Annotated in this window: 5 protein-coding genes; all 5 read right to left on the bottom strand. The window is 74.9% G+C overall.

The genetic code is table 11. From position 1 onward, the window contains the following. Positions 1–24: 24 nt before the first annotated feature. Entirely contained in the window at positions 25–1,629 is a 1,605-nt protein-coding gene (locus tag GTR00_RS02030; RefSeq protein WP_166609991.1) for an eCIS core domain-containing protein, read from the bottom strand. A gap of 37 nt (positions 1,630–1,666) precedes the next feature. Beyond that, positions 1,667–6,487 (bottom strand): DUF6519 domain-containing protein, encoded by a 4,821-nt coding sequence (locus tag GTR00_RS02025; protein ID WP_166609990.1) that lies wholly within the window; start codon positions 6,485–6,487, stop codon positions 1,667–1,669. Between the two features lie 12 nt (positions 6,488–6,499). Further along, positions 6,500–8,824, bottom strand: coding sequence for a phage tail protein (locus tag GTR00_RS02020; RefSeq protein ID WP_166609989.1), 2,325 nt, complete (start codon positions 8,822–8,824; stop codon positions 6,500–6,502). Continuing rightward, positions 8,821–11,517 (bottom strand): baseplate J/gp47 family protein, encoded by a 2,697-nt coding sequence (locus GTR00_RS02015; RefSeq protein ID WP_166609988.1) that lies wholly within the window; start codon positions 11,515–11,517, stop codon positions 8,821–8,823. The genes GTR00_RS02020 and GTR00_RS02015 overlap by 4 nt, the downstream gene beginning before the upstream one ends. Next, a partial coding sequence (locus GTR00_RS22785; RefSeq protein WP_205704846.1) for a putative baseplate assembly protein occupies positions 11,514–13,028 on the bottom strand: 1,515 nt, incomplete at its 5' end. The genes GTR00_RS02015 and GTR00_RS22785, both read right to left, overlap by 4 nt.

The following is a 13,028-nucleotide window of genomic DNA, read 5'->3' as shown; positions in this document are numbered from 1 at the left end:
ACGCCACGCTGGCTCGGGCGCCGGTCATTGCGCGACCACGTGGCGCAGCACGGGGACGCCTGCGCGTCCCCAGTAGTCGTTGATGAAGTACTCGAGGTCCGCCTCGCTGCCGTGCCAGCGCGCGGGCAGGCCGTGCGTCACGTCGTAGTAGTCCTGGCAGATCTGCGCCTGCTGCTCGCGGTTGAAGTCGGCATAGGTCGCGCCGGCCGCGACCGCGGCCGAGAGCGACCCGTGGAGACTGTTGTAGTCGTAGCCCTGGCCGAACTCCTGCGCGTAGAGCGCCTGCGCCATGTACATCGCACCGACCAGCTCGTACTGACCGACGTGTGTCAGCTCGTGGACGGCGAGCGAGCTGTCCATGGTGTGACCGACGTGGATCACGTGCATGGTCGTCACGGCGCGGTGCTCCGCACCGGCCGTCCCCACGATCTGCTGCCAGACGCTCGTCCCGCCGCCGGAGAACAGCGCGGCGAGGCGCGCGACGATGCTGTTGTGGTCCACGCGGACCAGCGAGTACGGGACGAGACCGGGGGGATGCACCTCCCGCGCGGCGCCGATCTGCTCAGAGTTGAGCGGCGCCAGCCGGTGGGAGCGGGCCCAGAGGAACTGGAGGAACTCCCCGGTTCCGACGGTCTCCAGGGCATGGATGAAGTACTCCCCCGCGAACGCCGCGCCGTCGAGCACGCCTTGCAGCAGGTGGTCCCAGACCGGGTCGAAGCCCTGCCAGTTGACGAAGAGCCCCACGAGGTCGCTCGTCCACTGCGAGACACCGACGGGGGCGGACACGGCGTCCGAGAGCAGCCGGAGCAGGCGCAGGGGCATCGACGCGACGTAGGTGAACAGGTGCGCGGGGATGTCGAACTGGCTCATCAGGACTTCCGCCAGCTGCCCGTGGACGGTCTGCACGAGCGGGTCGACGACCGGTGCGACCAGGTCGTCGACCGCCCGGGCCGCACCGCCGACGGTCTCGAACGCCCCGAACTGCACCGGAGCCCCGGCGTGGACCGCGGGTACAAGCTCGGCGGAGCGGAGCCCGGTGCGGAGCGCGGTCCGTGGCCCGCGCGCGCGTCCACCGGCACCTGTACCGGCACCGGCACTGAGTCCCCCGGCCGAGACGTCGGCGCGCCGCTCGTCGCGGCTGCCTGCCGGATCCGTCAGCCGCCCGAGGGGTCCGCGTCCGCCGGCGTGCTGCTGCTGGGCGACGTGCGCGAGCTCGTGACCGAGGGCGAAGCGACCTTCGGGCCTGCTCAGATCGGGCCAGCCGGAGGAGAAGGCGATCGTCGTGCCGCTCGTCGCCGCGTCGGCGCCGCGGGTGGCGGCCAGCGTCGCCAGCGCGCCGCCGCGGGTGAGGCGCACGTCGTCGAGCGGGACGCCGAGCGTCGCCTCGGCACGACGGCGGAACGGAGCCGGCACCGGCTGCTCGCCGCGCGCACCGCAGCGGGGGCACCCACCGCCGCACGCGCACGGCGCCGCCCCGCGTGCCGGACCGGGGCCCGCGGACCGGATGACCTCGTCGGCGTGCTCGTCGGCGTGCCGGCGCCGGCCGGCGGGCAGGGCGCGGGCCGGCACCACGGCCCGCGCCGCCGCGCGCCGTGGTGCCTGCTGTGCGAGCAGCGCCGCCGGACTCACGTGCGGCCTGCTCCCGGTCCGGGCATCGTCGGGTCCCTCACTCCGGTGCGACCTCCTCGATCGCCTCCTGCGCAGCGGCACGCAGCCGCGACGCCGCTCCGCCGACGAGGTCGGCGAGCCTGTCCTGCGGGAGTGCGAGCAACGCCCGCGCGGTCTCGACCCCGGCGGAGCGCAGCCGTTCGGCGTTCACCGGGCCGATGCCCCTCACGCTCTCGATCATGACATCGACGGACTCGCGCCGTCGCGGACGCGGGCCTTCGGGTCCCCTCGGGCCGCTGGGCCGGGTGCCGCTGTCCGGCTGGACCGAGCCGGTCGGCGCGCGGGGTCCCGTCGCGTCGGGTCCGGTGGGCTCGGCAGGCTCGGTGGGGACGTCCTTCCGCGGTGGCCGTCCGGCCTGCGCCGGGACCTCCGGCGGGGGAGGCCGTACGGGCCGCGTCGGGACGTCCGTGCCCGTGGGCGTGTCCGCCCGGGAAGACGTCGTGGGCACGTGGGTGAACACCGGCCGCACGTCGCGCAGGTCGACCACCATGCGTCGGCGCTCGACGACGACGTCGTGGCGCGCCCGCCGCCCGGTCCCCAGGACCACGGACTCCTTCGGCGCCTCCAGGACGGTGCCGTCGGGATCGGTGACCCGGAGGAGCACCTCACCCCGCGCCAGCGCGTCGCGCCTCTGCTCGTCGATCTCCACCGCGAAGTAGCCGGTGGCGTCGGCGGTCGCGCTGACGCCGAGCGGACGTCCTCGGGGGCCGACGAGCTCGATGACCGCCCCCCGGACGGCGCGCCCGGTCCGGTCAGCGACCCGGCCCTCGAACAGCACCCCCTCGCGGGGTGCGGGAGCCTCGCGGACCCTGGCGATGTCGGCCTGGACCCGCAGCACCGCGGCCTTGCGCTTGCGGACCCGAGCGGCGTGCGCGAGGTCGAGCGATCGCGGGTCGTCCGCGCCGTACCGCGCCGCCACCCGCCGCGCCTCGGTCGCGTAGGCCAGATGCGTCTGCGCCTGGAACCGGGCGAGCCGGTTCACCGTCGTGGTGGTGGCGACATTGACCACGGCGGCGTCCTGCCCGACCTGGAAGTCCGGTGCCACGACCTGACGCCAGACCACGAGGAAGGTGGCCAGCACGTACTGCGCCTTGGTGGGGCCGCCATCGCCCTCGGGGCAGAACTGCGTCGAGACCACCTGGTTCGGGTGCTCCACGAGCGGGACCGTCCCCCCGGAGATGGCGATGATGCAGTGGTCGCCCTGGTTCTGGGTGGTGGTGTTCATCGCCCGCGCGCTCGCGCTCGCCGTGGTGCCTCCGGCGAGCGTCAGGGCGGACATCGCCACCGCGGTCGCCCGCTCCCGGAACCGGCTGCCGGTGACGCGCACCGAGTGCGCGATCCCGAGGAGGTTGGTGAACGTCAGGTCCGGGCGGAACATGCCGCTCTGGTTGCCGTCGTAGCCGAGGTCGTCCGCCGTGAGGATGAGCTGCGAGGTCCAGGCGCGGTTCTCCGGGCCGGTGCGCACCTGGTTGGAGCTGAACAGCGTCTCGCCACCGGGGAGCATGAGCTCGACGGCGTCCTTGTACGCGCGTCCCGACGTCGTGAACCTGGGCCTCCCGGGGCCGGCGAGGTTCGTGAAGTCCCGCGCCTCGGACGGCGACCGGGAGTCCTGGAAACGGTGGATGCCCCCGAGGTTGACGATCAGCACCGCCCCGACGAGCTCGTCGAACACGCCCCACGCCCCCTCGTGCTCGGCGTTGAGCGTGTTCCCCACGCAGCTCACCGGCCCGTACGCCAGTGCGGTGATGGCCCGCCCGGCGGTCTGGTCGACGACGTTGTCCCGGACCACGAGCGCCGGCTTGCGCAGCCCGTCGTCCGTGGCGCCGGCCAGCACCGAGGAGGCGAGCCGGACGACGATGCCGCCGCGCAGGCCCTCGCTGCGCAGCTCGCGGTAGCTCGCGCCGACCGGGCCGTTCTCCGTGATGCGGTTGCCGGCGATGACGACGTCCTCCCCGTAGCCGAGGAAGATTCCCGCGGACGGGTTGGCGGCGTCGGTCCCGTTGCCGGTGATCTCGTTGCGCTCGATGGTCAGGCCCTCGACGGCCGCGAGGGAGATGCCGCCGTGCGCGACGACGCCGGCGAGCCGGCGCATCTCGTCGGTGAAGACGATCCGCAGGTTGTCGACGATCCGGTTGTCCCGCACGACCAGGTCGCGGACGAGGTCCGTGGTGGAGAGCAGCTCGGTGGGGGCCAGCGTCGCGGAGAGGGTCTCGGCGAGGTCGTCCGTGCTGCCGTCCGTGCTGCCGTCCGGACGCGGCCCGGCGACTCGGACGGGCGCGCGGAGCCCGAAGCCGATCCCGGAGAGCCCCATCTGCTCGATCTCGTTGTCGAGGATGCGGATCGTCGTGAGGAAGCCGTCGGCGGTCTCGTCGGGCTCGTCGGACGTGCGGCCGATCACCACGACGTGGACGGGCCGCTGCTCCACGGTCGTCCGCCGGATCTCGAGGACCTCGTACCCCGGCTCGACGCCGAGCATGTAGACGCCGCGTCCGGCGTCGATCTCGACCTCGCCCGCCTCGTCGGTCAGCCCGTGGTAGAGCGCGTCGCCGTCCTCCCGGTCGTGGAGCGTGAGGGTGTGCTCGACCGCGGGGGTGCCGTCGACGAAGCGCACCTGGGCCAGGAACCCCCCGTCGGTGACCTGGACGACCGGGCCGCGTACCGGCTCCCCGTCACGGCGACCGCCGGCGGGGGCGGGGTCGCCCGGGACGGCCCCGCCGAGCATGATGCCGTGCCCGATCCCGCCCGCCACGCGGTTGCGGCGCAGCTCCACGCGTTCGGAGCCGGCACGGACGTGGATCCCGCCGAGCGCCTCGTACGGCTGCGTGGGAGCGGCGGCGGCCCCGACCCCCGCCCAGACCATCTGCGCGTAGATGATGAGGTGACCGACGTTCGCCGCGAGGTCGTCCTCGTCGAAGCACGGGTCGGCGGGGTCCGGCTGGTCGCCGTTCCCGCCGCCGGCGTCCTCGAGGGGCGGCGCGGCCTCGAAGGGCCAGACGCCGGCGCGATTCCCCTCGAGCAGCGCGCCGGTGGCGTGCAGGGAGATCGTCGAGACCCCGGCCGGCTGGTCGAGGAGCCAGACCTGGTTGCGCAGGATCCGCACGTCGCTCGCGGTGTCGACGCGGATGGCGTGCGTGAGCGCGAGGATCCGGCAGTCCTCGACGGTCACCTCGCGCAGGGACGCCGCCCCGGCAGCCAGCTCGATGCCGGTGCCGAGCGGCGCGATCACGTCGACGCCCTCGACGGAGATGTCCTGCCCGCCCGCGACGCGGATCACCGGACGGTCGGGGCCGGTCGCACGCGGGACCAGGAAGGTGCGATGGCGGCAGCCGGTGATCCGGATGCCGAAGCGGCCGACGAGCTCGAGGTTGGCGGCGTGCACGCCGGGCAGCAGACACAGCTGGCCGCCGCCCGGCGGGAGGTGCTCGGCGGCCTCCTCGAGGGAGTTGAAGTCGCCGAAGGTCGTCACCCCGTTGCCCACGAGATGGGTGCAGCACACCTTCTGGTTGGTCAGCGGCCGGAACCGGTTGCGGCAGTCCTCGATCTCGCCGCCCTGGCCCGTGTCGCCGGCGCCGGTCCAGGTGATCTCGGCGAGCGGCACCCGGCTGATCTCCGGCCCGAACGGCGCGGCGTCGTCGACGAGCACCTCCGGGTTGCCGATCTCCCCGGCGCGCACCTCGAACGTCCACCACGAACCCGGGCGGTAGGTGGCGCCGGCCGGCGCGTCGAACTGGAGCCGGATGCCGTCGCGGAGCATCACCGGGTTCGTCGCACCGGCGAAGTCGCCGACGGGGGCGATGCCGTTCCAGAGCCGGAAGAACACCTGCTGCCCGGCGCCCGGGAGCGTGCCGAACGTCGCCGGTGCCGTGAGGTCGAGCTCGCCCTCCGCGTTCAGCGTCGCGATCGTCCCGTACGTGACGCGCCGGTACCCACGGTCGACGTCCAGCTCGACCGCCTCGAGGTAGAACTCCGTCAGCCCGGAGCTGAGGATCGCGGCCCGGTTGGCGACGATGTCGACGTGGGCGTCGGCGCCGCCGTGGAACTGGCCGCGACCGACGAGCCCGCCGTTGACTCCGGACCACACGAACATGGGCGCGCCGGCGGTGGTCCGGGCGATCTCCACGCGGTAGAGGTTGTGCTCGAGCCCTTCGTACCCGCCGCCCTCCACCACGGGGCAGTCCCCGCCCACGACGGTCGGTGGCAGGAGCGAGACCGTCAGCCGCCCGTGGTCGGACAGGTCGTCGTCCAGGCGGGCGCCGATGGTCGTGCACGTCTCCCCCGCCGCCAGCCGCAGCAGCCGGACCGCGGTGCGGGTGACGACCCGTTCCGCCGTGTCCGGACCACCGAGGGCGGGCTCGATCAGCCGGACCGGGTCCTGGAAGGCGTTGAGGGCCTCCAGGCGCACCTCCAGGACGACGGCGTCGCGGACGCCGTCGGCGATCTGGTCCGTGCCGGTCCCGGCCGGGTTGTGCGGCGGGGGCAGGTAGTCGGCGCGGCGGACCACCGGGGCGCCGGGCGCGACCGGGTCGCCGGCGAGGATCGTGTGCACGCCGTCCGCCCAGGCGCGGCCGGCCCGGAGGCCGACGAGCACGTCGTCCCCGTCCACGACGGCGCTGACCACCTGGTACCCGTCCGGCTCGGCGGCGGGCACCGCCAGGACGTCGGCGCCGATGACGTCGCGCGCCGCGGTGCGGCGCCACGCGAGCGCGATGGCCTCGCCGTCGGTGAGGTCGGCGTCGCTGAGGAGGCGCCCCTGCTGGTACAGGACGCCCTGGTGGCCCTCCGCAGGGTCGAACCGCCTGGTCGAGAAGTCACCGTGCATGAGCAGTCTCCACTACGTCAGAGGGAGGACCAGGGCACGAACGCCCACCGGCATGAACTCGCGCAGCCGGACGTCGAGGTTGACCCACTTGTGCGCCTCGAGGAGGAAGCCCGTGGCGCCCATGGCGTCGTCGCCCGGCCCCCGGTCCGTCACCTCGAACCCGGTGCCACGCGCGAGCTGGACGTAGCCGGGCTGCCCGTGCCGCGCGCTGGTGAGCACCACGGGCGTGCCGGGTGCCGACACGCACGCGTGGTGCGGCGGCAGGTGGTCGCCGTCGCCGGAGAACCAGCAGTGCCGGAGACAGCCGACCTGGTGGTTCCAGGCGTCGAGCCGCTGGGCGAAGATCCCGCCGGACCCACGCACCTCGCGCACGGACATCCGGCCGAGCACCGTCACCCCGCGGACCGACGTCACTGCCGCGTGGGACTGGCCCGCCGAGGCGGGCCCGACCGCCGGGCCGTGCGCCACGGGGTCGCCCGGCCCGTCCCCGGCGTCCACGACGCTCTCCTGCAGGTGCAGGCGGTAGCCGTCATCGACGGCGAGGGAGCCGACGACGCTGCGGCTCACGACGACGTCCGGGGTCGGTGCGAAGTCGTCCGCGTCGTCCGGGTCGTCGAACCCGTACCCGTTCATCAGCCGCATCGCGGCCCGCATCGGCGCCCGGGTGCCGTCCCGCTGGAGGTGACCGCCCGGGTCGAGGGTGCAGCCCTCGACCTCGAGCCTGGCGACGGCGGCGCGCGCCACGAGCGGCTGCGCGGCCCCGAGCGCGGGACCCCCGGTGACGACGAGGCCTCGCAGGTCCACCGACACGGTGGCGGCCTCGGGGGCGGCCGGGTCGAGCGGCCGGAACGCCAGCGGGGAGGCCAGGCGCAGCACGGGCCGGGTGCCGCCCACCGCCCTGACCGTCAACGGGTGGGCCAGACGCACCGCGGCGATCCCGCCCTCGGTGAAGGCACCCGCCAGCACGGCCGGGTCGAGGTCGTGGACGAGGGAGTCGCGGATCTCCACGACGACCGGCCCGGTCTCGTCCTGGAGGTCGTCCAGCGCCTGGGCGAGGGTGGGCGCGGCGGGGTCGAGCCCGTCGACCACCCGCAGCACCGACCCGCCGGGGGGGTGGTCGCGGGAGACGGGATGCGCCCCGACGGGCCCGACGGCCCCGTAGGTGTACCCCACGTACCCCCGGGCGCTCGGGCTCCCGGCAGGGTCGGTGACGAGGAGATCGACCTGCGCCTGGGTCGCCAGGCCGACGAGGAGGCGGCCGATGACCGGGTCGACCACGAGGTCGAACGCGGCGAGCTCGCCGTCCAGGCCGGTTTCCCACGCGCAGAGGTTCGCGCTGCGGACCCGCCACGCGACGCCGTCGAGCACGCCCTCGGGGACGTAGAGCTGCAGCCCCACGTCGCCCGTCTCGAGGCCCTCCGGCCCGGCGGCCGTCTCCGTGAAGCTGTCGACGCGCACGTACGCGGCCGGGTTCCCCGCTTCGCTGCCCGACTCGAGGCGGGCGGGGAGGATCGGCGCGCCGACGGCGTCGGGTGCGGTGAGCGGATGGGTCCCGCCGGTGGCGGGCTCGGGCTGCTGGTCGGTGTTGAAGAGGCGGACGGGCCGGTCGAGGGGGTCGAGGTCCAGCCGGACGGCGAACCGTGCCCGGGTGCTGCCCACCGGTGGCGCCCCCAGGTCGGTCACCCCCTTGAGGAGCGGCCGTGTGACGGCGATGCGGTACGCGGCGAGCCGCCAGAGCCAGATCGCGAGGTTGGGGAGGTTGACGTGCCGCGCGCCGTCGTCGGCGCGCTTGACGTCGGGAGTGTACGCGAACGGGTCGAAGGCGGTGCCGGCCAGCGCCAGCATGGCCGGGTCCCGGACCGGGACGGTGCCGCCGCGGCGCGGGGTGTGCGGCGTCATGGTCGGCGCGCCGTGCGGCGGGCGACCCCCGGCGTCGGGCCGCTGGTGGTTGAGGTGCTGTGCCCAGGCGAGGTTCGGGCGGAGCTCCACCGCCCGGCACGGCCAGCCGGTGAGGTTGGCGGCGAGCCGCTCGATCGCGCCGAGGGTGCCCTTGCGGCGGCGCAGCGCGATCGTGTCGGCGACGTCGGCCCGCACGGTGCGCGGATCACCCTTGAGGTGCGTCGTGCCCAGGAGGTCGGCGAGGTAGGGCACCACCCAGTCGTCGCACGTCTCGATGAAGTGGTCGTCGTGGAGGGCCTGGATGCTCTCGTGGACGGCGCCCAGCATCTGCTCCACGGCGCCGAGGTAGGCAGCGAGCTGCCCGGGTGGCAGCTGCTCGGCGTCGCGGGTGCGGTAGATCTCGGGCAGCCGTGCGTAGAGCGGGACGCGGGTGGTCATGAGCAGGCCCCCTGGACGTCGGGCGGGGCGTCCTGGAGCGTGAGGGCCCCCAGCGTGAGGGAGAGGATCTCGTTCGCCGCCGGGAGCACCTGTGCCAGGAGCGGCCGCGGTGCTGCCGGCAGCGGGAGGGCCCCGCCCGAGCGGGAGGCCGTGGGCGAGAACATGCCCAGCGCGGTGACGTGGGCGAACGTCACACCGGTGACCTGCTGCGCCGAGCCCTCGATGCGGCTGGCGTACTCCGCCGCGCCGAGGCTGCGGGACCTGGCGGCGAAGAGCCCGGACGCGACGGGCACCGCCAGGTCCCCGGGCACCGCGGTCGGTGCGGGGGTGTCCCGCGGTGCCAGGGCCGCGACGATGCCGGCCTCGACATCCTCGCGCAGGTGGCGCGCGTCGAGCCCGTAGCGCAGGTCGAGGAAGACCTCCCGCAGGAACGCCTGCTCCACCACGAGCGGGAACCGGTCGGGCCCGCGGCACCGCTGGTAGCTCGCGATGGTGGCACGCACCGCCTCGAACTCCGCTTCCCGCCCCTGCTCGAGGAGGACGAGCAGCAGGACCGTCGGCACCGCGTCGACGACGTCCCACCTCGCCCGGACGCGCACGACGCCCGGGACGGTGAGGAGCTCGGTCTCGTAGTCGGCGAGGCTGACCAGCCGGTCGAGGCCCTGGACCTTGCCCGGCGCGACCTGACGGGCGTGGTCGCCGGGCTCGCGGTCGGTGCCGCCGTGGACCCCCTCGGGCATGGCCAGCGTGGTCACCTCGGCGATGCGCTGCGCCGACGACGGCGTCGTGCCGGGCTTGAGCGGGCCGCGCGAGCCGGCGCCGGTGCGCAGGGTCGCCGCGACGTTGCCGATGCCCGACGGCAGGCGGGCGCCGGTGAGCCCGTCACCGAACTGGACCCAGCCGTTGCCGTCCGCGTCCTCCCGGACGACGTACACCTCGGCGTCGCCCGGCTGCCCGAACAGGCTGGGCACGCGGGTCCAGATCCGGTCGGCGACCTGGACGGCGAGCTCGGGGACCTGCGGAGGCGTGGCGCCGGGCGCCAGGTGGTGGGTCGGCGGTCTGGGGAGCTTGAACGTCTGGAACACGGCGCGGGCGTCGCCGTTGCCGAGCACCCCGGTCGGGACCGCCTTGCCCTCGGTGACGTCGACGAGGTTGCCGAGGACGCTGACGGTCGGGGCCTCCTCGTCGAACGCCTCGCGCGGGAAGTGGGGCGGGGCGTCGAAGGAGACGGGCCAGGTCCGGAGCGCGGTCCCGCCGGCGAAGTCGCCGCGGTCGTTGACGACGGTGAGGGTCTGGGCGGCGGCGTCGGTGGTGCGCACGAGGGTGACGCGGCGCCCGGCGAGCTCGGCGGCCTCGGCGGCGGTGCCGTAGAACCACAGGGCGTCGGTCCCGCTGCTGAAGGCGCCCGTGTCGCCGGTGGCCTGCGGGCGGAGGGTGAGCGCCGCGCTCGTCACCTCGTGCACCCGGTAGTCGCGGATGTCGGCCTCGACGGCGAGGCCGGTGTGGCGCACCAGCGCCGCTCCCATCCGAACCGTGGTGACGGGGCCGGTCCAGGCCGCGAACCCCATCGAGGTGTGCCGCAGGTGCGTGATGGTGCGGCGCACGGCGAGGTCGCGCACCACGCTGCCGAGCTTGATGCGGGCCTCGACGACGACCGGGGCCCCGACGAGCAGGTCCCGGACCTCCTGGTCCAGCGGGATCTCCGCGGCGGGCAGGTTCCGGTCCGCGGACGTGGTCGCGCAGTCGTGGTGGGGGTAGACGTGCCGGAGGAATGCGGTGGTGTGCTGGCGCGCACCGGTGATCGTCGTGCCGTCCAGGATGTTCCTGGTGAAGGTGGGCCCCGCGGCATGGCCGACGTGCCGGAACGTCCGGCCGAGACGGTAGGCGGTGATCGGGGCGGTCCAGCTGCGCTGGAGGTCGGTGGTGACGTCGACGAGCGTGCGGTCCAGGACCCGGCGCACCCCCGCGACCTCGAGGACCTGCGAGGTCTGCTGGACGGCGGTGAACGCCGTCCCGGCGGACTCCCAGACCGGTGGGTCGGCCAGGAGCATGAGCCTGTCCCCGGCCCTGAGGCCGAGGGCAGCGACGGCGCCGGCCGCGGCCGAGCCACCGACCGCGGTGAGCTCGACGGTCCGCGCGCCGGCGATGACCCATCCCGCGCGGTGGCGCGCGCGGTACAGGTGGAACCGGGAGAGGTGGGGCCAGGCGAGCAGCTCCGCGGCGGTCTCGAGCTCGGTGGGCCGGGCGGCACCGTCGAGGTCGGCCTTGACCGGCCAGCGGGCCGGGACGACGACGGGCCGGGTCCCCCGGACCTCGACGGCCAGGGTCCCGAGCCCGCCCAGGGCCGGTGCGGGCCGGTACCCGGTGAGGCGGACGAGCTCGGTGATGCTCTCCCGCCAGGTCGCGGTCCGCAGGAACGCCTCGTTGGCGTAGCGCTCCTGGTAGAAGGTGAGGATGTCGCCGAGGATCGCTGCGCCCTCGAGCAGGGCGATGGCCGGGTCGTCCGCGCCGCGGTGGGTCCAGGCCGCGAGGGAGACCTCGCGGTCGACCTGGCGGACCATGGCCTCGACCATGTCCGGGTACTCACCGACGCGGTACCCGATGCGTGACAGGGCGGCGCGGTTGACGGGACGCCGCGGGTAGGTGGAGGCGTCCGCGACGAGGGGGTCGCAGTCGCCCCTGGTCGTGCTCATCGCCGCCCCCCGCGCAGGTCGAAGGTGAGGGAGCCGAGCTCCATGTGGTCGGGGTCGTTGCGCACGAGGACGATCTCGTCGAAGGCGGTCTCGAGGATCTCCCCGGCCGGCGGGGCGGCGGAGGTCTGGCGCCGCACCTCGATGTCGACGACGTGGTCGACGCCCTCGACCGCCATGAGGCGCCCGGTGATCTGGCTCCGGTGCAGGGGCTGGCCGAAGGTCCACCGCGCGGGGTGGAAGAAGCCCTGCTCCCCCGCCGCCGTCCAGCCGTCGGAGAACGCCTCGTCGAGCTCGGCGCGCACGTCCTCGGGCCAGACGTCGTCACGCAGGCAGACCCTGCACGTCACGGTGAGGGGCGCGAACCGGGGCGGACGGATCTCGAGGTCCTCGCCGATCAGCCGCACGGCCTCCAGGTGCGCCGCCGCCGCGGCGGCGAGCTCGTCGGACAGCTCCGTGGTGTCCTGCGGGTCGAGGACCAGACGCACGGTGCGCCAGCTCCCGGTCCACGCGTACGACGCCGCCGCCCGCTGCACGCCGTCGACCTCCTCGGCCCGGGCGACGTAGTCGGCGAGGGTCACCGCCCGGAGCTGGTGGGCGCGGTACGCCTCGGGGGCGTTGCGCAGCACCTGCGCGAGCGGCTCCGGGTCCAGGCCGTCGGTGACGTCGAAGGGGTTCGTCACCGCCTCGACCGCTCCGGCGAGCGCTCCCGGGAGCGGGCCGAAGGCCGTGATCGTGCCGGCACCCACGTTGCCCGCCGAGCCGCCACCCACCTGGTAGTCGGCGTGGACCACGGACCCGGTCGGCAGGACCCGCCCGTTGACCCCGTTGCCGAACCGCAGGCGGGACTCCTGGTGCTCGTCGGTCTCCACGGCGAAGTGGTCGCCGTGCTCGGCGGAGTCGTCGCTGTGGACGAGGGAGGGCACCTCGTCCCACGAGTCCTCCGCGCCGCCCGGCTCCTCGACGGTGACGTGGAGCGTGGACCGCGGCGCCACCTGCCCGCCGGGGGTGAGGGGCAGGTACGCGAGCGGCGTGAGCTCGTGGGGCAGGTCGGCCAGCACCGCCCGCGTCTCGCCGTAGCGGACCTGCGGCGCCCAGTGGCGATGCACCTCGACGGGGCCGTCCGGCGGCAGCTCCGCGCCCGGCGTGTGGAAGTGCACCCGCACCGGCAGGCCGTGGTGCAGCCTCACGAGGTTGCCCGAGAAGACCGAGACGTCGTCCACGGGCCCGCCCGGGCACGTGGTCGTGAAGGCGTGGTCGCGGCGCAGCGCGTCCCGCGCCTCCCACCTCACCCGGACGACGTCCCGGCCGGCGAGCGGGTCGCGGACGACGGTGGCGTCCACGAGGTGGAGCAGCTGGCGCGCCCGGCGGTCGTACCCGGGCGGGCGGCCGGTGCGGGGGTTGAGCAGCTCGGCGACGACGAGGCGCGTCAGGACGTGGTCGTTGACGGCGTCGGCGACCTCCTGGGCGGTGAGGAGCCCGGCCGGGGCGGCCGGCGTGGGTGCGGGCACGAG

Origin of the sequence: Kineococcus indalonis (assembly GCF_009906395.1) — a bacterium.
Lineage (GTDB): Bacteria > Actinomycetota > Actinomycetes > Actinomycetales > Kineococcaceae > Kineococcus > Kineococcus indalonis.
The sequence above is the reverse complement of the archived record's forward strand: the minus strand, read 5'-3'. Positions and strand labels throughout refer to the sequence as shown.